16 protein-coding genes are annotated in these 21,098 nt (G+C 31.3%); 12 read left to right on the top strand and 4 right to left on the bottom strand.

Annotated features, from left to right (window positions below; genetic code table 11):
- Positions 1 to 52: 52 nt before the first annotated feature.
- The 8 genes from KPL50_RS07565 to KPL50_RS07530 all read left to right on the top strand — a co-directional run bounded on the left by KPL50_RS07565 (position 53) and on the right by KPL50_RS07530 (position 8,368).
- Positions 53 to 529 carry an NAD(P)H-dependent oxidoreductase subunit E gene (locus KPL50_RS07565; RefSeq protein WP_216297850.1) on the top strand — a complete coding sequence of 159 codons (477 nt, stop codon included), beginning with the start codon at positions 53 to 55 and terminating at the stop codon, positions 527 to 529.
- A gap of 1 nt (position 530) precedes the next feature.
- Positions 531 to 2,405: an NADH-quinone oxidoreductase subunit NuoF gene (gene nuoF / locus KPL50_RS07560; RefSeq protein ID WP_216297849.1), complete on the top strand. Its 1,875-nt coding sequence runs from the start codon at positions 531 to 533 to the stop codon at positions 2,403 to 2,405.
- Between the two features lie 4 nt (positions 2,406 to 2,409).
- The gene (locus KPL50_RS07555) at positions 2,410 to 4,098 is read left to right on the top strand and encodes a [FeFe] hydrogenase, group A (RefSeq protein WP_216297848.1); all 1,689 of its coding nucleotides are present in this window, start codon (positions 2,410 to 2,412) and stop codon (positions 4,096 to 4,098) included.
- Positions 4,099 to 4,103: 5 nt separating this feature from the next.
- Entirely contained in the window at positions 4,104 to 4,355 is a 252-nt protein-coding gene (locus tag KPL50_RS07550; protein ID WP_216297847.1) for a (2Fe-2S) ferredoxin domain-containing protein, read from the top strand.
- Positions 4,356 to 4,657: 302 nt separating this feature from the next.
- Positions 4,658 to 5,689, top strand: coding sequence for a UDP-glucose 4-epimerase GalE (gene galE / locus KPL50_RS07545; protein ID WP_216297846.1), 1,032 nt, complete (start codon positions 4,658 to 4,660; stop codon positions 5,687 to 5,689).
- The gene (locus KPL50_RS07540; protein ID WP_216297845.1) at positions 5,686 to 6,618 is read left to right on the top strand and encodes a sugar phosphate nucleotidyltransferase; all 933 of its coding nucleotides are present in this window, start codon (positions 5,686 to 5,688) and stop codon (positions 6,616 to 6,618) included. The genes galE and KPL50_RS07540 overlap by 4 nt, the downstream gene beginning before the upstream one ends.
- The gene (locus tag KPL50_RS07535) at positions 6,608 to 7,714 is read left to right on the top strand and encodes a phosphotransferase enzyme family protein (RefSeq protein ID WP_216297844.1); all 1,107 of its coding nucleotides are present in this window, start codon (positions 6,608 to 6,610) and stop codon (positions 7,712 to 7,714) included. Before KPL50_RS07540 ends, KPL50_RS07535 begins: the two co-directional genes overlap by 11 nt.
- An 18-nt stretch (positions 7,715 to 7,732) precedes the next feature.
- Complete coding sequence (locus KPL50_RS07530; protein ID WP_216297843.1) at positions 7,733 to 8,368, top strand: carbohydrate-binding family 9-like protein; 636 nt, start codon at positions 7,733 to 7,735, stop codon at positions 8,366 to 8,368.
- Positions 8,369 to 8,518: 150 nt separating this feature from the next.
- Here KPL50_RS07530 and KPL50_RS07525 read toward each other — a convergent pair whose 3' ends face one another.
- Both KPL50_RS07525 and KPL50_RS07520 read right to left on the bottom strand, forming a co-directional pair.
- The gene (locus KPL50_RS07525) at positions 8,519 to 9,133 is read right to left on the bottom strand and encodes an NUDIX hydrolase (RefSeq protein ID WP_216297842.1); all 615 of its coding nucleotides are present in this window, start codon (positions 9,131 to 9,133) and stop codon (positions 8,519 to 8,521) included.
- A 34-nt stretch (positions 9,134 to 9,167) separates the two neighbouring features.
- Positions 9,168 to 9,452, bottom strand: coding sequence for a hypothetical protein (locus KPL50_RS07520; RefSeq protein WP_216297841.1), 285 nt, complete (start codon positions 9,450 to 9,452; stop codon positions 9,168 to 9,170).
- A gap of 208 nt (positions 9,453 to 9,660) precedes the next feature.
- Between KPL50_RS07520 and KPL50_RS07515 the strand changes: the two genes are divergently transcribed.
- Complete coding sequence (locus KPL50_RS07515; RefSeq protein ID WP_216297840.1) at positions 9,661 to 10,053, top strand: hypothetical protein; 393 nt, start codon at positions 9,661 to 9,663, stop codon at positions 10,051 to 10,053.
- Between the two features lie 110 nt (positions 10,054 to 10,163).
- On the opposite strand, the gene KPL50_RS07510 is transcribed toward KPL50_RS07515, so the two are convergent.
- Both KPL50_RS07510 and KPL50_RS07505 read right to left on the bottom strand, forming a co-directional pair.
- Positions 10,164 to 10,457 carry a Spo0E family sporulation regulatory protein-aspartic acid phosphatase gene (locus tag KPL50_RS07510; RefSeq protein WP_216297839.1) on the bottom strand — a complete coding sequence of 98 codons (294 nt, stop codon included), beginning with the start codon at positions 10,455 to 10,457 and terminating at the stop codon, positions 10,164 to 10,166.
- Between the two features lie 106 nt (positions 10,458 to 10,563).
- On the bottom strand, positions 10,564 to 10,896 hold the full coding sequence (locus tag KPL50_RS07505; protein WP_253200500.1) for a helix-turn-helix domain-containing protein: 333 nt from the start codon (positions 10,894 to 10,896) through the stop codon (positions 10,564 to 10,566).
- Between the two features lie 309 nt (positions 10,897 to 11,205).
- Here KPL50_RS07505 and KPL50_RS07500 point away from each other — a divergent pair, with 309 nt between their 5' ends.
- From KPL50_RS07500 to KPL50_RS07490, 3 genes are all read left to right on the top strand, one after another.
- Positions 11,206 to 12,150, top strand: coding sequence for a vgrg protein (locus tag KPL50_RS07500; RefSeq protein ID WP_216297838.1), 945 nt, complete (start codon positions 11,206 to 11,208; stop codon positions 12,148 to 12,150).
- A gap of 253 nt (positions 12,151 to 12,403) precedes the next feature.
- Entirely contained in the window at positions 12,404 to 15,457 is a 3,054-nt protein-coding gene (locus KPL50_RS07495) for an insulinase family protein (RefSeq protein ID WP_216297837.1), read from the top strand.
- Positions 15,458 to 15,585: 128 nt separating this feature from the next.
- Positions 15,586 to 21,027 carry a diguanylate cyclase gene (locus KPL50_RS07490; protein ID WP_216297836.1) on the top strand — a complete coding sequence of 1,814 codons (5,442 nt, stop codon included), beginning with the start codon at positions 15,586 to 15,588 and terminating at the stop codon, positions 21,025 to 21,027.
- Positions 21,028 to 21,098: the final 71 nt, after the last annotated feature.

The raw sequence follows: 21,098 nt of genomic DNA, 5'->3' as shown, positions 1-21,098 counted from the left end.
TTATAATATATACTTATGATATTAAATTAACAATGTTTAAGGGGGAAGTACAATGAATGCAGCCTTTGATTATAGCAAGTTGGATAGCATATTAAGTGAGCATGAATTTAAATCCTGTAATATTATTGCAATACTACAGGATACTCAGGAAATCTATAGGTATTTACCTAAGGAAATATTTGCATATTTGTCAGAAAAGCTTGGAATGAGCAGGGCCAAAATATATAGTGTAGCAACTTTTTATGACAACTTTTCTTTAGAACCTAAAGGTAGATATGTTATAAAAATATGTGATGGGACCGCCTGTCATGTAAGAAAGTCTATTCCTATATTAAATAAGCTTCGAGCAGAACTCGGACTTTCTGAATCTAAAGTTACAACTGATGATTTAATGTTTACTGTAGAAACAGTCTCATGTCTTGGTGCTTGTGGGCTTGCACCGGTTATAACTATTAATGAAAAGGTACATGGTGCTATGACTCCAGAAAAAGCAAGGCTACTTTTAAACACACTTAAGGAGGAGAATTAATATGCTTCTTAGTAGAAATGATTTAATTAATATTAGAAATGAGTATAAAGCCAGCCTTAATATGCAAAACAAGAAAATTCTTATATGTGCTGGTACTGGTTGTATTGCAGGTGGTGCCTTAGAGATTTACGATGAACTTGTTAGGTTAATGGCAGAAAAGGGAATAAATTGTGGAATAAGCCTTGAAAAAGAACCACACGATGAATCAGTTGGAATTAAAAAAAGTGGATGTCATGGATTCTGCGAAATGGGCCCACTTGTAAGAATTGAGCCTTGGGGATATTTATACATAAAAGTAAAGATTGAAGATTGCGAAGAAATATTAGAAAAAACTATACTTAATAATGAGTGCGTTGAGAGACTTGCTTACACTAAAGAGGGGAAAATATATAATAAACAAGAGGAAATTCCTTTCTATGAAAAGCAAACTAGGCTTGCACTTGAACATTGTGGACATATTGATGCAACTTCAATAGAAGAATATTTTGCTGTTGGAGGATATAGGGCCCTTGAAAAAGTATTATTTGATATGAGTTCTGATGAAATCATTAAGCAAATAGAAGAATCAAATTTAAGAGGGCGTGGAGGCGGTGGATTTCCTACAGGTCGTAAATGGTCTCAAGTAAAATTACAAAAGGAACCAACTAAATATATTGTGTGCAATGGTGACGAAGGTGACCCCGGTGCATTTATGGACAGAAGTTTAATGGAAGGTGACCCTCATAGAGTAATTCAAGGAATGATGATTGCAGCGGTTGCTTGTGGTGCACAAGAAGGTTATATATATGTGAGAGCCGAGTACCCTCTGGCTGTAAGTAGGCTCAAAAATGCTATTATCCAAGCAAGAAGTTATGGGATTTTAGGTGAAAATATTCTTGGCACAAACTTTAATTTTGATATAAAAATAAATAAAGGAGCAGGTGCATTCGTATGTGGGGAGGGAAGTGCCCTTACGGCGTCTATCGAAGGAAAAAGGGGTATGCCCAGGGTAAAACCTCCAAGAACAGTTGAGCAAGGACTTTTTGGCAAACCAACAGTACTTAATAATGTTGAAACCTTTGCAAATGTACCAGCAATTATTAATAGAGGTGCAGATTGGTATAAATCTATTGGACCGGAAAAAAGTCCAGGGACAAAGGCTTTTGCATTAACAGGAAATATTGAAAACACAGGACTTATTGAGGTACCAATGGGTACAACCTTAAGAGAAATAATATACGATATAGGTGGAGGAATCAAAGGTGGCAAAAACTTTAAGGCTGTACAAATAGGCGGTCCCTCAGGTGGATGTCTTATAACCACAGACCTTGATTTGCTGCTAGATTTCGATTCGTTAAAAAAAGCAGGGGCAATGATAGGCTCTGGTGGTCTTGTGGTTATGGATGAAGATACTTGTATGGTTGAGGTTGCAAAATTCTTTATGGATTTCACACAAAATGAATCTTGTGGGAAATGTGTGCCTTGCCGCGAGGGGACTAAAAGAATGCTAGAAATTCTTGAAAGAATCGTCTCAGGTAAAGGAGTGCTCTCAGATATAGATTTGCTACTAGAACTTGCAGATACTATTTCCTCAACAGCTTTATGTGGTCTTGGCAAAACAGCTGCATTACCAGTTGTTAGTACTATTAAAAATTTCCGAGATGAGTATGAAACTCATATAATTCAAAAGAAATGTCCCTCTAAAACCTGTGTGGCACTCAAGACAATATTTATTGAGGGCGAACTTTGCAAAGGGTGCTCAAAGTGTGCTAGAATTTGCCCTGTTAATGCAATTTCAGGCAAGATTAAAGAGCCTTTTGAAATTGATGAAGCTAAGTGCATTAAATGTGGTGCCTGCATTGAAAGCTGCCCATTTAAAGCTATAAAGGAGGATTAAGACAATGAATGGTAAGTTTATGATTATAGATAATATACCTGTAGAAATAAATGGAGAAAAAAATATTCTTGAATTAGTTAGAAAAGCTGGTATAGATTTACCTACCTTTTGTTATTATTCTGAGCTTTCAGTTTATGGCGCTTGTCGTATGTGTATGGTAGAGAACAAATGGGGAGACATGGAAGCTGCGTGCTCTACTCCTCCAAGGGCTGGTGTGGAAATACACACCAATACTCCTAGACTTAGAAAATATAGAAAAATGAATCTTGAACTATTACTTTCAAATCACTGTAGAGATTGCACTACCTGTGAAAAAAATGGTCATTGTAAGCTCCAGGACTTAGCACAACGATTTGGCATAAAGAATATAAGATTTGATAATACTTCTGAAAATAGAGAAATAGACAATTCTTCTTTATGCATAGTACGGGATAAAAGTAAGTGCATTTTATGTGGTGACTGTGTACGTGTGTGTGATGAGGTACAAAATGTTGGAGCTATTGATTTTGTTAAGAGGGGTTCCAAAATGAGTGTAGGTACTGCTTTTGATGAACCACTATCAGAGTCTAATTGTGTTGGCTGTGGACAGTGCGCCGCAGTTTGTCCTACGGGTGCTATTGTAATCAAAAATGATACAGCTAAGCTTTGGGAAGACATTAGTGACAAGGACACAAAGGTTGTAGTTCAGATTGCCCCTGCAGTAAGGGTGGGAATTAGCCAGGAGCTGGGACAAAAAGATGGGGAAAATGTAATGGGGAAAATAGTAAGTGCTCTTAGGAAAATGGGCTTTGATGAAGTATTTGATACTTCTACAGGAGCAGATCTTACAGTGCTCGAGGAAACCAAGGAATTTCTTTCAAGACTTGAAAAAAATGAGAAATTGCCACTATTTACATCTTGCTGCCCTGCTTGGGTAAACTATGTAGAAAATACATATCCAAGTTTAATGAAAAATGTATCTACTTGTCGTTCACCTATGCAAATGTTGTCTTCAGTAATCAAGGAACACTACAAACATTCTAATAAAAGAATTGTGTCTGTGGCAATTATGCCTTGTACAGCAAAAAAATCCGAAGCAAAAAGGAATGAATTTATAGAGGATGGGGTTTCTAGTGTAGATTATGTAATAACTACGCAAGAGCTTATCCAAATGATAAAAGAATCAGGAATTGTATTCTCAGAAGTAGAGCCCGAGGCAGTTGATATGCCATTTGGCGTTAGTAGTGGGGCTGGCGTTATATTTGGAGTAACAGGTGGTGTTACTGAAGCTGTTATACGTAGAGTTTTAGATGATAAATCGACTTCCACATTACGTGCTCTTGCGTTTAATGGAGTACGTGGCATGGAGGGAGTTAAAGAAACTAGTATTACTGTGGATAATCGCGTAATAAACATAGCAGTGGTAAGTGGACTTAAAAATGCAGATGATCTTGTAAAAAGAATTGAGGCTGGAGAGGCTCACTATGATTTCATTGAAGTTATGGCGTGTCCAGGAGGATGTATTTGTGGGGCCGGACAGCCATTTGCAAAAAACGAGGGAAAATTAAAACGTGGTGCTGGACTGTATGAAGCAGACCGAATGAGTAGCATAAAGCGTTCAGAGGAAAATCCAGTGATGATGTCCTTGTACCAAGGACTACTAAAAGGTAAGGGCCACAAGCTATTACATGTAGAGTATAAAGGGAAGGAGTGATTTTTGTGATAGATTTAAGTGTTTGTGTAGGAAGTGCATGCCATATTAAAGGCTCTTACAATGTTATTAATAACTTTCAACAAATTATTGAAGAATATAAACTGGCAGATAAGGTGCAGCTAAAAGCAATATTCTGCTTAGGTCATTGTACAAAGGGAGTATCTGTAAAAATAGATGATAGCGAGGTGTATAGTGTTTCAGGAAGTACTTCCAGAAATTTTTTTGAAACAGAGGTACTACCAAAATTAGATTTATAGGATCGTATCACCTTAGATTATAAGATAACTTAGACACATAAAATGGAATAATAAATCCAGTAGTATAAATTAATATGCTACTGGATTTTTTTAATGCAACCTATTCGTCCTTTTGTGCAAATTAAAAGACTTTTTTGATAATTATAAAATAGCTTTTGAAAGTTATAATTTAGATATAGCTAAAAGGTAAATTTAAACTGGTAAATAAAATTAAATAGTAGTAATTTAACTCAATAATAGGAATATTCTATAGTTATAACATTCATAAGAGGACTAAAATTATAATAATTGGAGGATATGAAATGAAAATATTAGTAACTGGAGGAGCAGGTTATATTGGAAGTCATACCTGTGTAGAACTTTTAGAAGCTGGCTACGAAGTAGTTGTGGTTGACAATCTTAGTAATAGTAGCAAAGAGTCTTTGAATAGGGTTAAAGAAATAACAGGAAAGGATTTAAAATTTTACAACATAGATTTAATAGATAAGAAAGCTTTAGAAAAGGTTTTTGAAGAAAATGAGATAGACTCAGTTATTCACTTTGCTGGGTTTAAGGCTGTAGGCGAATCTGTATCAGTACCATTGAGATACTACCATAATAACATTCTTAATACACTAGTTCTTTGCGAAGTTATGAAAGCCTTTAATGTAAGTAATTTGGTCTTTAGTTCTTCGGCAACAGTTTATGGAAATCCACATACAGTGCCAATTACAGAAGAATTTCCACTAAGTTGTACAAACCCCTATGGACGTACTAAATTATTTATAGAAGATATTTTAAGAGATTTATACCTGTCGGATAGAAGCTTTAATATTGCTATACTTAGATACTTCAATCCAGTGGGTGCTCATGTTAGTGGAAGAATTGGAGAAGATCCAAATGGCATTCCGAACAATCTAGTACCTTATATTTCTCAAGTAGCTGTTGGAAAGCTTAAGGAATTAAGAGTCTTTGGCAGTGACTATGAAACTGTTGATGGCACTGGTGTAAGAGATTTTATCCACGTAGTTGACTTAGCACTGGGTCATATAAAAGCCTTAGAAAAATTGGAATCTAAGCCGGGGGTTGTAACTTATAATCTTGGAACTGGAAAAGGATATAGTGTTATAGAAATGATAGCTGCTTTTGCAAAGGCATCAGGAAAAGAAATAGCATATAAACTAGTTGACAGAAGACCAGGAGATATTGCGGAATGTTATTCAGATCCAATAAAGGCTGAAAGTGAACTAGGTTTCAAGGCTAAAAAAACTATAGATGATATGTGTGCAGATGCCTGGCGCTGGCAATATAACAACCCAAATGGATATGCAGAGAAAGGGAGAAAACTATTATGATTAAACCAACATTAGTTGTAATGGCTGCTGGAATGGGAAGTAGATATGGAGGGTTAAAACAGATTGACCCAGTGGGACCAAATGGAGAAATTATTATTGATTATTCAATTCATGATGCTTTAAAGGCAGGTTTTGGAAAGGTTGTATTTATAATAAAGGAGGAAATGCTAGAGAATTTTAAGGATAGTATAGGGAGAAGAGTAGAGGGTCTAGTGGAAACTGCTTATGTATTTCAAAAGGTAGACATAGTTCCAGCAGGATGTAGTGTGCCAAGTGAAAGAACTAAGCCTTGGGGCACAGCTCATGCAATAATGTGCTGCAAAAATGATGTAGACACACCTTTTTTAGTAATAAATGCGGATGATTTTTATGGCTCATCTACCTTCAAACTTATCCATGATTATTTAGTTAATTTAAAAGATAATAAGGAGTTTTATGAATACTCCATGGTAGGATTTAAACTAGAAAATACACTTACAGACCACGGGCATGTTGCTAGAGGTGTATGCGAAGTTGATAGCTCAGGATATTTGACTGGAATAAAAGAAAGAACTGAAATTAGGAAGTTTGAGGATGGGGCTAAGTATTGTGAAAATGGAGAAGAATGGGTTGATATTCCAGAAGGCAGCACTGTTTCTATGAACACCTGGGGACTGACACCTAGCATTTTTGAAGAATTAGAAAAGAAATTTCCTGTATTTTTGGAAGAAAATAAAAATAATATTCTAAAAGCAGAATACTTCTTACCAAGTGTAGTTGATAGCTTAATTGCTGAAGATAAGGTTAAGGTAAAGGTTCTTACTTCAGAAGAACAATGGTATGGGGTTACTTATAAAGATGATAAACCGATTGTAAAGGCTGCGATTACAAATTTAGTAAATAATGGGGTATATCCAGTAAAATTGTGGGGGAAAGAAAATGAAAAATGAATTTAATTTTGATGAAATAATAGCTCAGTTTAATTATGAAGGCAGCTTTACTCAGATAAAGTCTTATGGTTTAGGTCATATAAATGATACCTTCTTAGTAACTTGTAGTAAGACTAGTGGCAAAGCTATAAGATATATATTACAAAGAATCAACACAAGTATTTTTAAATCACCTGAAAATCTTATGGAAAATATTGAAAATGTAACAATATATTTAAAAGAGAAAATAAAAGCTGCTAAGGGAGACCCAAAACGCGAAACCTTAAATTTAATTGATACTGTTAATGAAAAAACCTTTTATGTGAGTTCTTCAGGTGACTATTGGAGAAGCTATGCTTTTATTGAGGGAGCTCAAACATATCAGGTAGTTGAAAGCTTAAGACATTTTTACAATGCAGGAAAGGCTGTAGGAAGCTTTCAACAATTATTAGCTGATTTTCCAGCAGAAAAATTACATGAAACTATACCTGATTTTCATAATACAAGAAAAAGGTATGAAGCATTTTTAGAAGCTTTATCTGTGAACGTAATGAATAGAGCTAAGGATGTTCAAATGGAAATAGATTTTGTGTTGTCACGTGAGAAGGAAACTTCTATTTTAATAAATCTTCTAAAGGAAGGTAAGCTACCACTTAGAGTTACTCATAATGATACAAAATTTAACAATGTTATGATAGATGATGAAACTGGAGAGGGCATTTGTGTTATAGATTTAGATACAATTATGCCGGGGCTGTCCCTATATGACTTTGGTGATTCTATTCGCTCAGGTGCTAATCCAGCAGAGGAGGATGAAAAAGATTTATCCAAGGTTTGCATGGATTTAGAGCTTTATGAGTATTTTACTCATGGCTTTCTAGATGGAACTAATCATTCTTTAACCCAAGCCGAATTAGAATATTTACCTTTTGCGGCTAAGATTATGACCTTTGAATGTGGAATAAGATTTTTAACAGATCATATAAATGGGGACACTTATTTTAAAATTCATAGAGAAAACCATAATTTAGATAGAGCGAGAACTCAGTTTAAAATGGTTGCAGATATGGAAGGGAAGGCTGATGAAATGAAGGCTATTGTTCAAAAGTATAGTTAATTAATTGGAGGTACATGTATGTCTAAACAATATTATTGCAAAAAAACTCCTGCAAGTATTAAAATCGACGGAAATTTGAACAAGCAAGCTTGGCAAGAGGCTCAAGGAGATTTTTTAGTGGAAACTGAAAGTGGAAGAGAGGCTAAGCTCAAGTCAGAGTGTAAAGCTTTATGGAATGAAAACTATTTGTACATCTCATTTAAATGCAAAGACGATTATATTAAAGCTACTATGACAGAATATAATGACAAGTTATATGAAGAGGATGTAGTGGAAGTGTTTATTGATGATAATAGGGATTTGAAAACTTATGTAGAAATTGAGGTAAATCCATTGAATACAGTATTGCATTATATTGTTAATAATAATTTAAAGGGTGAAAAATTTTTATATGCTAAGGTATATAAAACTTTAGAAACTGCTACAATTTATTATGAAGATATACAGGAATGGCATACTGAAATTGCTATACCCATGGAAGAATTTATAACTGCAGTAAATAATCCACCTCTAACAGGTGACGTTTGGGGTATAAATTTCTATAGAATTGATAGAAAAGAAGATAAGGTGGTGGAATACTCAGCTTGGTCAGTAACAGGTGAAATTAACTTTCATATGCCAGAAAAATTCGGACAATTAATTTTTGTAGAATAAAAAAATATTTTGAAATAGGAAATTTATTATAATGAATAGTAAAGAATAGGACGTTGGACTTATAGAATTTCACTGAAATTTAAATACCCTATGGAGTAGACTTTCTTTTAGGTTCTACTCCATAGGGTATTGTGCTCAAGGTGTAACATTCTAACCTATAAAGTTTTGTATGGCAAGAAATGCTTTAATATCTATTTTTTCCTTAGAAGTGATCAAACTTTTAGCTTCTTGCTTTGATAATAGCATAATCTCAATATCTTCATCTGGTTCTAAATAGGCTTTTGATATTTCACCCTGGCAAGTGCAATAAACTAAGGCTGCAGATTCATCTGTCATACCTGTAGATATGTACGCCTTAGATTTGGTCTTATTATAATCAATTTTAATCAAATCAAGTCCTGTTTCTTCCTTTAGTTCACGCTTAACTGTAGTTTCAAAGTCTTCACCCGCATCTATAAGTCCAGCAGGAATTTCATAAACATAATCATTAAGAGGAACCCTAAATTGCTTTATAACCACTAATTTATCCTCATATGCATGGGTAGCTTTATCTACATGTGTAGCTTTATCTACGTGCGTAGCTACTATTATAACAGCATCAATATTGTCTTCTGTTCCATTAAAGTAATTACTTTTTAATGTATCTAAATCTTTTCTAGAAGCTATGGTCCAATCTTTAGGTTTCCCGTTTTTATTGATATATTCTGCATTATAAAGTTTTAAATATTTTGTATCCGCTAGTGTTGTAATATTTGTTATTGCCATTATTTCATCTCCAAGGGTACTTCATTTTATTTAGTTATTCAAAATCCTCTGGTTTTAAAGCATTCACATAATCTAAAACTACATCTAGTGAATTAGAGGAGTACATTGCGTCTGTACCACCTTTATGATAATAAACTGAAAAACGCTCATTCTTGAAATAAAAGATATGATAACTTCTAGTACCTACTTGTCTGTGACCTAAGCAACTTTCATCATCTATAATAAGCTCATTTAGTAGTTTATTTCCTACATTTATGTCTTTTATTACAGCTAAACTGAGAAAACGAGGTTCAAAAATAAATTCTTTCATTGTGTTCATTTTAACTCTCCTTTCATACGATATATATATACTTTAATAATATCACTTTGCAAGAGGGAAAACAAATATTTATTAGCAATATTTGCAACAATTGGGTCTAGTTATTAATAGAAAATACAATGAAAATTTGTTATAATATTTATGAAATTTAAAGTTGTGAAAAAGAATACATAAATAAATATAATTACAGTTTTGGAGGCGAAAGTAAATGTTTTATTTCGTGAAAGACATCGAAGAAAGTGTTATGAATGTGAATTGTTTGCAAGAGATCCCATTTTTGGAAGAAGCCCTATATAATATGTCCTTAGAAAAAATGATACAAGAGTATGAAAATATAAAAAAATGGTTCTTGATTAATAAAATGGCTAGCCATTTTCAACTTAAAGGTGTTGCAGGAGAAGAGTTGGAGTTTCTTCTTATAGATAATATTCCTTATGATGATTTGGACTATACTCATGACGTTCTGCATAATAGAATCAAACAAAAAATGGAGTGTCTATTCGAAGAATTTGAATTAGATTTGAGATTAAGATTAAGTAGGACATGCTCTAGAATTTTATTTAATACTAAGATTAATACTATTTTAAGAGAATTCAAGTAAAGTGCCATCCACATGGCAGGTGGCAAGTTAAGTTAAGAACATAAGGGGTACAAGCTATCTTAAGAACTTCTAGCGTTACAAGTGTCAAGTTGAAATTAAAAAGCCTTTTACTATATAGTAAAAGGCTTATGTGTTATAATTTCTACCTCGTCAGTATATTTATTTTTTTTAAGTACCATATATTCAACTATAAGTTTATCCAGTTTCCTGCTTACAATTAACTTTTCTATACTCATTTCATGCTCATCAAGGGTACAACACATTTCATTTAGAACGTCTCTCAATGTATCAATGCAGGTTTCAAGTTTATCTTCATATAAACTCCTAACTATTGCTTCCTCCATAAACACCCTCTCAATCCATTTTATGAGATTAGTAACTTCATAAAATGTAGTATTATCCATAATTTATTATATATTAATAAAAGCAAATAAAAAATATGCTAACAGCCTATAAATATTGTTAGCATATTTTTTATTTAAGATATAAAACTTGGGTTATCAATACTTATTACCTTGCAAGGTGTGGTAATAATAACTTTATAAGACCTTCAATTACATTAACTTCCTTTTCTGAACATTTGTCAATTAATGAATGCAAAACATCATTATTAGTATTTATGTTTACTTGTTCAAAAAACAAATAATCTATTGAAATGTGTAAACATTCAGAAATATTTATTAATGTACTAATGCTCATTTTCCTCTCGCCTCTTTCAATTTGTCCTAGAAAGTAGGGGGAAAGGTTTAAGATCTCTGCTAATTTTTCTCTGGTCATATCAAATTTTTCTCGTTCCAACCTTATTCGGTTTCCAATTTCTACGTAATTAATTTCATTATTCATATTACCCATCCTCTATAACCTTATATATTAATAACCCTATATAATTCTACATAAAAACCTTCAATATATAAATAAGCCCACTGCACACAATTCATATTATACATTGGAAATATTTTGTAAAAGCATCAATTTTAACAAAAATAATTGATTTCTTTATTATGTGTAATTTTATTTTTTCTATTCTAGTACTTTACTTCATAACATTCTATGTAATACAGTGATTTTTTTAAATAAAGTATGTAAAGTTTTTTTTATAATATACGATATAGATAATGTAGGGAAATAATTTATGTAAAACGGGTGATAAGCATGGCATTATCTACAAATATAATTAATAATACACTATTAAAGCAATATGCAGAGCAAATAAAAAACAATAATAAAATTTCTGATAAAAGCACAAAAAATTTTGAGGATGAAAAAGCAATGCAGGAAGCAGCTTTTCAAACAATGCTTATCCAAATTATGGAAAGTACAGGTAATTCAATGATGGCAGAGTTTATGTCTACTGCATTATCAAATCAAGATTCTTTAAATTTAAATGATTCATTAGGTTCAATGAGTAATTTCAATTCAAATATGAGGGGCGCATCGCAGTCATTATTAAATAATGATGGCCAAAGCGTAGATAATAAATTTACCGGCTTGGGTAATATATCTGCTAAATATGAATCTAATGCGAATCCAGGGACGATAAGTAACACACCTGGAGATTATGGCGGAAAGTCCTATGGTGCTTGGCAGTTTTCTTCTAAAACAGGATCTTTAGATTCTTTTATCGGATCACTACAAACAAAAGAAAATGAAATTTATTCAAAACTTTCACAAGCAAAAGCAAAAGATGGCAATAGATATGGTACAAACTTTGATACTGCATGGATTAGTATTGCACTATCTGATAGAGATAAATTTTTGAAACTTCAACAAAATTGTATTAAAGAAAATTATTACGATACAGCGGCGCAAGCTTTAAAGTCGAAATATGGTTTTGATATAAGTAAAAAAGGCGATGCATTAAAGGAAAGTCTACTGTCTACAGTAGTTCAACATGGGGTAGGTGGAACTTTATCTGTTTTCTCAAAGCTGAATTTGAATAATAATGATGGTAATGTCATAAACGATTTATATAATGAACGTCAAAAGGTTGATGTTTATTTTAGAAGTAGTTCGCAAGCGGTAAAACAAAGTGTATACAATAGGTTTACAAAAGAAAAACAAGATATGCTGAATATGTTAAATGGAGAATCCGTTTAATTAATTGTTAAACAATAAGTGTGCAAAAAAAAAATCCAGTAGAAGATTTATTCTACTGGATTTTTTTATTCTATTGGATTAAGTTAACACCTTACATTCATATACATAGTGTATTTAAATGTAAGGTGTTTTTTTTGAGCTTGCCTTTATGGAATGTTTAAAATAGTAACTGAATAGTTAATCTAAAATAAAACATACTAGTTATATAATGAAAAACATAGCAGCAAAAAATATATATTTGAGGGGGAATAAAATGAAAAAGCTCACAAAAATAACTTCTATAGTAGTGGTAATTGGATTATTACTAAATAGCTCCATTAGCCTTGTACAAGGTAAACAGGTACAATTAAGTAATTATACATCCACTACAAGTGCTGTGAATATCTTTAAAACAGATAAAAACCTATCAGGCTTTAAGTTAGAGTCTAAAAAATGGATTGAAGATATACACTCTACTGCTATGATATTTAAACATGTAAAAAGTGGAGCTAAACTAATTTACTTACAAAACCAGGATGAAAACAAGGTATTTTCAATAAGTTTCCGCACACCAGTACATGATAACACTGGTGTTAATCATATAATTGAGCATTCAGTTTTGTGTGGTTCCCAGAAATATCCTGTTAAAGATCCATTTTTAATTATGACTAAGCAATCATTGAGCACATTTATAAATGCGTTTACAGGACCAGACTTTACAATGTATCCAGTGGCAAGTAAGAATGACAAGGATTTTGAGAATTTGATGAGTGTGTATTTGGATGCAGTGTTTTATCCGAACATTTCTAAAGATCCAAGAATACTTAAACAAGAAGGTTGGCATTATGAAGTTAATAAAGAGTCAGGTGAACTAAACTATAATGGTATAGTATATAACGAAATGAAAGGTGCTTACTCCTCACCACAGGTAAGACTTTCAAATACTATTAATAAATCGCTTTTTAAAGACACTTCATATAGTTTTGAATCTGGTGGTAATCCGGAAAATATCCCTGAACTAAGCTATGAAAAATTTATTGAAACTTATAAAAAATATTATGTCCCATCAAATAGTTCTATATATTTATATGGGAAATTGAATATTGAAAATACATTAAAATTTATAGATGATAATTATCTTAGTAAAATAAAGAATAAAACTGTGGATAGTGAAATTAAATTACAAAAAAACTACGAAAAAAATGTTGAAACAAAAGGATTTTATCCAATAGCTAAGGATGCGAAGGCAGCAAAAATGACTTACTTATCAACTAACTATGTAATAGATAAAGTTTCTGACGTAGAAACTGTTTTAGGGTTTGAAATGTTACAGGCCATTCTTTTGAATACTGAAGATTCACCTCTAAGGAAGGCACTATTAAGTAGTGGTATTGGGGCTAATAGCTATGCAAGTTTTAATACTTCGACAAAACAACCGATTTTCAGTATAATTGCAACAAATGCAAATGAATCAGAAAAGTATAAATTCAAAAATGTTGTAGAGACTACTCTAAAGCAAATAGTAAAAGAGGGTTTTGATGAAGAGTTAATAAGATCTGTATTTACGGCTGTAGAATTCAGTTTGCACAGTGAAAATTCTGAGGCCAGTAGAGGCATGAATTACATGTCTGCTACCCTAAACTCCTGGAATAATGATGTGTGCCCTACAGAATATCTGGAGACAACTCCCTCACTTAACAAAATAAAATCTAAGATATCTCATAGATATTTTGAAAAATTAATCCAAAAGTATTTATTGGAAAATAAGCATAATTCATTAGTTGTGTTAAAGCCTATTAATGGATTAAATGAAAAGAGTGAAGAACTCACAAAAAACAAACTTGCAGCTTATAAGGCATCATTATCCGAAATTGAGCTAGCTAAAATTAAAAAAGATGCAGAAGAGTTGAAAAAGTGGCAAGATACAGGGGATACCAGTGAAAATTTATCTAGAATACCAACACTAGATCGAGGCGATTTAAACTTAAAATCAGAAAAAATAATAACATTAGAGAAAATTGAAGGTGGCATAAAAGTATTGTGTCATCCTGTATTTACTGATGGAATTATTTATTCTAATTTATATTTTGATAGTTCAAAGGTACCTCAAAATAAAATATTATACTTAAAATTGCTAGCTAATGTTTTAGGAAATGTTAGCACGGAAAAATATGATTTCAAAGAACTTTCAAATAAAATAAGGTCGGTTACTGGAGGTATTACTTTTAGTTCAACACAATTTAAAGACTATAAGGACAGTAATAAATACTATCCTAAAATGAGTATTTCAGTAAATGCTCTTAATAGTACCTTACCAAAAGCCTTGGAACTTCTAGAAGAAATAATGAGTAATAGTAAATTTGAAGATAAGAAACGTATAAAGAGTTTAATTAGTTCTTCAAAGGCAAATTATGAATCCATGTTTGTTAATGGAGGCAATAGCCTTGCAATAGAGCGTACTCTATCTTACTTATCAGATAGTGGTAAATACAATGATTTGGGATATCTACCTTATTATAATTTTATATGTGATTTAGACAAGAATTTTGAGACTAAATTTGATGATATAGTGAAGAATTTACACCTTGTAAAAGATTTTGTATTTAACAAAGAAGGATTAGTTGTAAGTTATACAGGTGATGAGAAATATTATAGTAACTTTGCAAGCGGTCTTACTTGTTTGGCAGAGAAAATTAACGAAAAAACATTTCCAATGCAGGAATATAAATTTGATTTTTCAAAGAAAAATGAGGCTTTTATCACTCAGTCACAAGTACAATATGTGGTGAAGGCTGGAAGTTTTAAAAGTGAAGGTGTTAACTATAATGGCAAAATGAAGGTTGTTGAAAATGTTTTAAATAGTGATTATTTATGGAAGGAACTTAGAGTTAAAGGTGGTGCCTATGGTGGCGCTATGAGTTTTACAAATAACGAGGTCTTATTCTATTCCTACCGAGATCCCAATTTAAAGGAAACTTTAAAAACCTTTGATGGGGCTGTGAATTTTTTAAAAAACTTTAAAGCCAGTGAGAAAGAAATGGATAACTATATAATAGGAACAATAGGAAGTATAGATTCTTTATCAGGACCATACTATAAAGGGTTACTAGGAGATAATATGTATTTTACAGGAAATACTCAAGATGATATCCAAAAGCTACGAGATGAAGTTCTATCTACTACGGCAGAGGATATAAGAAACTTTGCACAAGTGCTAGAAGCCGTAATAAAACAAGATTCACATTGTGTGGTTGGTAGCGAAATTAAAATCAAAGAAAATAGTGATTTATTTGATAAAATTATAGTTCCTATTAATAACTATAAATAGAAAAAATCATTAAACTTATAAAGTTTATGGAAAATATTTTAAAAAATCCATTAGGTCACTATAGTATATACAAATCATATGTTATAATGTCAATAATAGTATATTTGCTCGTAAGGAAGTGTTGGATAATGAATCTAATAAACAACAGATATAGAATAATTACAAATTTAAGCCAAGATAGGATGAAATCATCCTATCTTGTTTCTGATGTTATTAATAATCATAAAAAAATACAATTAAATATTATTAATTCTGAATTTTCATCAGAAAATTTGATAGATTTTTATGTAAATGAATTTACAACACTAGCAACTATAAATCATGCAAATATAAGTAAAGTATTTGACTTTGGGTTGGTTCACACCATTGATAATAAAAAAGTAACCAGCAGTGAATACTTTTATACAAATGATTATATCAAGGATACTATAGAACTAAAGGAATTAACTACTAATATAAATGAAAACGAAATTTCAGATATATTTATGCAAATCTGTAGGGCTTTAAATTATTTGCATATCAGAGGCTTTATTTATGGGGAATTAAATAGTAATAATATAATGATTTCACATCAAAACAATAAATATAAAGTTACTCTTGTGGATTTACCAACTATAGAAATTCAAAATCAAGACTATGGTCCTAATATAATAGGACAACTTAAATTTAAATCACCTGAGTACCTTATAGATAATAAAAAAGCAATAGCAGCAGACATATATTCATTGGGAGTAGTATTACTCTTCTTATGTAAAATTGAATTACCTCAAAATTCAAACATACATCAAATTATTGTAAATTTAGAGAATAAAGCTAAAAATCAATATAGCGAAAGCAATGAAATGACAGATTTTTACAAAAAAATAATAATCATTGTTAGGAAAATGACGCATCAAGATTTAACCAAGCGATATAATAATATAAATATGATAGTGAAGGATATTAATAAAATTTTCAATAAAGAGTATGTGGCCTATATAATTGATGAAATAGAGAAATTAAATTTTAAAACAAAAATAGTAGGTAGAGATGCTGAAATTAAAGAAATACTTAGTGCCTATGACAATTTAACTAAGCCTAATGCATTAAGCAAAATTATCCTTGTTCATGGTGAACAGGGCATTGGAAAAACAAGACTCTTAAAAGAAATTGAACATTTACTTTATATGAAAAAAGCTAATGTATATGCTAGCTTCGCCATAGAAAATTGCCAAAGTAAAAGTAATAAGGCTTTTGTAGATATATTAAAGAAAATAGTATCATTGTGTGATGAGGAAACAGTAAAAAGGTATCAAAGTGAATTAATAAAATTCATCCCGGAACTTGGTTCGGGAAATAATATTGTGGCTTCAGAAACTTTAGTAGGGGAAAAAGAAAAATTCAGGCTAATTAGTAGAGTGTATAGCTTTATTGAAGAGTCAATGTATAATAAACCTACGGTGTTTATCATTGATAATGCTCAGTGTTTGGATGAATTTTCACTGGAACTTTTAGAGTATATAAACTTACAAAACAATAATGCGCAAAATATAATGATTATGTTATCTTATAATAATAGTGAATATACTACAAATAATAAACTTCAGCAATTATTAAATAAAAATTCTAATAATTTGAATCTTTATTTAAACAATTTAGATAATGAAGAAACTGCTATAATGATTCAAGAAATACTAAGTATGCCTAGAGTACCTAGTGACTTTGGAGAAAAAGTCTATGGAAAAACCTATGGAAATCCTCTATTTGTTGAGGAAACACTAAAAGATTTTATGGCTAAAAAAATCCTTTGTATAAACGAGAATAATGCTAGATGGCATGTTCCCTTTGAAACTGTTGATGAATTGCCCATTGCATCAACAATGGAACAAGCATTACTTAATCAAATTAAGGAAATTAATAAAGACAGCTATGAAATTCTAAGTACTATAGCTATTTTTAACACTGCAGTTTCAATAAGAGTAATTGAAAATCTTTTCATCGGTACTGAAAAAAGCATAGAGCTTTACATTGATGAATTATGCTCTAAAGGAATTTTAATTAAAAAAATTGAGGATATGGGTTTTGTATTTGATTTTTACAATAAAGTGCTTAAAAATCTAATATATAATAGATTAAGTGAGCAGCAGCGGAAAGTGAAACACGAGTTTGCAGCTTCAGTGCTTGAAAATTTATTTCAAGCAGAAGGAAGAGAAAATAAAGAAGAGCTTATATATCATTTAGAAAAAGCTAGGGATAAGGATAGGCTTGTGAAATATTGTATTGAACTTGCAGAAAAAATGAAATCACTTAGAATAATGGATGAAGCCATTTCTAAGTATGAAAAAGCATTATACATCTTATCCGATGAAGAAGATCAAAATAAAAAAGTAGAGGTTATTCTTAAAATAGGAGATATTTACTCAGATATGGGTAACTTATCAGGTGCATTAGATACTTATAAAAAAATATATAAATATTCAAAAAAAACAGTGGAAGAAAAACTTCAAGTTGATTGTGCAAATAAAATATCTAATATATATATCAAAAAAAATGAAGTAGAAAAAGCAATCCACTATATAAAAAAAGGTGAATCACTATTGCTACATATTGAGTATATGGAAGGCTACCTTGAAAATAAAAAAAATTTGGCGAATGTATACACTTCAAAGCGGGAGTACCATAAGATCTTTCAGATATGTACAAGTTGTATTGAAAAATGTGGAGATGGTTATTTAAAGTATAAGGGACTGATGTACAATATTCTAGGTATTATGTATACACAAACCTCTAAAACAACGGAAGCTCTAGACAGCTTAAAGAAAGGACTTAAATATTTCGAAGAAATAAATGACTCTGAAGGGATGAGTAGGTGTTTAAACAACATAGGAGTAATTTATGGGGACTACTATGGAGATAGTGAAACTGCAATTTCCTATTATAATAAACTTAAATTAATTTGTGAGGAAAATAATAGTATAGAACTAGGGTTAGTTGCTTTAATTAACATAGCAACTTGTAATTCAGATAATTTTGATTATGATGTTGCATTTAAATATTTTAAAGATGTATTAGAAAAGTCGAAAAATATAGAATTTGAAAGCAATATATTTTATACCTACAACTATCTTTCCTATGTTTCATTAAAAATGGGGAATAGTAAGGAGGCATATGAATACCATTTACTAGCACAAGTGGAGCTCGAACAATATCCTATCCAGGGTAAAGATATCTCACTATATTATCAAATGGGAGCAGAGCTTTATTTTGGAATAGGAGATATAGATTCAGCCTACGATTTAATAAAAAAAGCCCTAGAGATATATAATGATGATGGTACTACTCAAGATAGTAATAGCAAATTATTATTGTTTATTTTAGAAATCCATAGATCAGAAAGAATAGAGGATATAAAGAAAAACATTGAAGATGTAAAAACGATAATCCATGGCCATAAGAATAATACAAATAAAATTAATGCACTATATGAAATTTGTATAGTTTTGTTTGAAAAGGGATATGTTGAAGAGGCTACTAATTTGTTTGAGATGAACTCTTCTAGTGAAGTTGATATTTTAGTTGAACTAGTTAATATTAAAAGGTTATATTTAGAAGGACTCATAAGCAAAGACAAAAACAAGATTGAAAGTTTTATGCTTGCTTTGGATTTGTCTAAAAAAGTGAAAAATAAATTTTTTCAATGGAAAATCTGTAGTACTATTGGAGATTACTATTTTTCGCAGGTGGATTATTTCTATGCAGTAAATTATTACTTTGAAGCCTGTGAGATAATTAAAGATTGTACCCTGCAATTGCCTGAGCAGTTAAGAATTAATTATATTAATGCATATAATATGATGAAGCCGTTTAATATGATTAAAGGCATGAGCAAAACCTATGAATATAGTAGAATGTGCAATTTAGAAGATGGTAAAATCACCATTTCAACCAATGATGATTTATCAATTCTTTTTAATTACGATGCATTTACTGAAATATTAAATAATAAAAGTTTTGTTGAATCAGCTCAAAAAATATACAGCTCCATTTTGCCAGAGGGGATTCATAATATAAATGATATAGTTACTAATATGTGTGAGGACCCATTGCAAACATTAGATGTAATTACAAAGCTTATTTCAAGTATGGTTTTATCCACTAGGAGCTTAATTATTTCGGAAGGGAATGACAATGAATGCTCAGTAGTTGCTTCCAGCTATGGGAATCATGATATTACAGATATAAAACTAATTCTGCAAAGAGTCCGGGAAACTAAAAACTCTATATTAATTAGTGATGGGTTTAATAGCACAAAAAACACAGAGTTTAGATTTATGCCCAGTGGTATGAAATCAATAATGTGCATACCTATTGTAAGAAAAAACCATTGTTATGTAAAAAACTCAAAAGGTGAGAGTAAAAGAGTTGTTGAACCTATTAAATTAGAGAATATAAAGGGTTATTTATATATGGAGTCTGAAAGAGTGCTAAACAATTTTAATGAAGAAAGCTTGAATAAATGTATGGATTTAACCTCATTTATAAGTTTTATCATGGAAAATTATTTACTCAAAATCAGTTCTTCCATTGACAAACTCACAGGAACACTTACAAGGCGATTCCTCGAAGAAGCACTATCTGAAAATGTTGAAAAGGCTAGTGGAACTTCTGGAGTGTTCTCAATTATTATGTTTGATTTGGATAATTTTAAAGGTGTCAACGACAGATTTGGTCATCAAACTGGAGACCAAGTTTTGCGGGATGTTAGTAAAATCGTTATGGATTCAATTAGAAAGATAGATGTATGTGGACGATATGGTGGAGAAGAGTTTATTGTAATTTTACCAGGTACTGATACCGATGTTGCTACTGGAATTGCTGAAAGAATAAGACAGAATATTGAAAATAAAAAAATGCTAGGTTCTAAAAGAGAGTTAACTGTGAGTATGGGTATTGCTACTTATCCAAACCATGGAAAATGGAAGCAAGAATTGGTAGAAAAAGCGGACCAAGCACTATATGTGGCCAAGGCAAATGGTAGAAATAGATGCCAGATATGGGAAGATAAGTTTTTGGGCACCGTAAAGGGGAGTGATAAACTATCAGGAATAGTGTCAGGAAATGTAGTTCAAGATTCAAGAAATGTACTAGCTATGGTGGAGTTAATTCAAATTATTAAGGACGATAATGATTTGGAAACTAAAATATTTAAGGCACTTGGAAGAATAATTGAAACCACTGAGGCACAAAATGGTATGTTTTTTATGGTTAATGATGATGAAGTTACTGAAAAATTTGGGAGAAGAATTTTCAAGGAAAATTGGACTGCGGTTAAAGGTTATAGTGGAGATATAATAGAGGCTGTAATTAATGATAAGCAAGGTAAATGTATAATAGATTGGGATTCTATAATAGACTATGATTTAGTAACTGGAATGCCAAATTGGAACTCTGTTTTAGCTGTTCCTATAATTAAATCAGGAGTTGTTCGGGGAATACTTTATTTAACTGTTCCTATTAAAGTTAAGGAATTTAAATTTGAAGATTTAAATTTTGTAAACACCTTGGGTCAGTTATTAGTTGGTATGTTGTAATATTCAAATGATCTAAGCCATCTTAGCAATTTAGGAGTGAATATAGAACGCAAGTTTTATGTTCACTCTTT

It is taken from the genome of Clostridium sp. CF012, assembly GCF_018861755.1.
Classification (GTDB): domain Bacteria; phylum Bacillota; class Clostridia; order Clostridiales; family Clostridiaceae; genus Clostridium_AD.
The sequence above is the reverse complement of the archived record's forward strand: the minus strand, read 5'-3'. Positions and strand labels throughout refer to the sequence as shown.

Coding starts and splice junctions, on each gene's coding strand:
- KPL50_RS07565 (WP_216297850.1), top strand. CDS start 53: ATGAATGCAGCCTTTGATTATAGCAAGTTGGATAGCATATTAAGTGAG.
- nuoF (WP_216297849.1), top strand. CDS start 531: ATGCTTCTTAGTAGAAATGATTTAATTAATATTAGAAATGAGTATAAA.
- KPL50_RS07555 (WP_216297848.1), top strand. CDS start 2,410: ATGAATGGTAAGTTTATGATTATAGATAATATACCTGTAGAAATAAAT.
- galE (WP_216297846.1), top strand. CDS start 4,658: ATGAAAATATTAGTAACTGGAGGAGCAGGTTATATTGGAAGTCATACC.
- KPL50_RS07540 (WP_216297845.1), top strand. CDS start 5,686: ATGATTAAACCAACATTAGTTGTAATGGCTGCTGGAATGGGAAGTAGA.
- KPL50_RS07535 (WP_216297844.1), top strand. CDS start 6,608: ATGAAAAATGAATTTAATTTTGATGAAATAATAGCTCAGTTTAATTAT.
- KPL50_RS07530 (WP_216297843.1), top strand. CDS start 7,733: ATGTCTAAACAATATTATTGCAAAAAAACTCCTGCAAGTATTAAAATC.
- KPL50_RS07525 (WP_216297842.1), bottom strand. CDS start 9,133: ATGGCAATAACAAATATTACAACACTAGCGGATACAAAATATTTAAAA.
- KPL50_RS07520 (WP_216297841.1), bottom strand. CDS start 9,452: ATGAACACAATGAAAGAATTTATTTTTGAACCTCGTTTTCTCAGTTTA.
- KPL50_RS07515 (WP_216297840.1), top strand. CDS start 9,661: ATGTTTTATTTCGTGAAAGACATCGAAGAAAGTGTTATGAATGTGAAT.
- KPL50_RS07510 (WP_216297839.1), bottom strand. CDS start 10,457: ATGGATAATACTACATTTTATGAAGTTACTAATCTCATAAAATGGATT.
- KPL50_RS07505 (WP_253200500.1), bottom strand. CDS start 10,896: ATGAATAATGAAATTAATTACGTAGAAATTGGAAACCGAATAAGGTTG.
- KPL50_RS07500 (WP_216297838.1), top strand. CDS start 11,206: ATGGCATTATCTACAAATATAATTAATAATACACTATTAAAGCAATAT.
- KPL50_RS07495 (WP_216297837.1), top strand. CDS start 12,404: ATGAAAAAGCTCACAAAAATAACTTCTATAGTAGTGGTAATTGGATTA.
- KPL50_RS07490 (WP_216297836.1), top strand. CDS start 15,586: ATGAATCTAATAAACAACAGATATAGAATAATTACAAATTTAAGCCAA.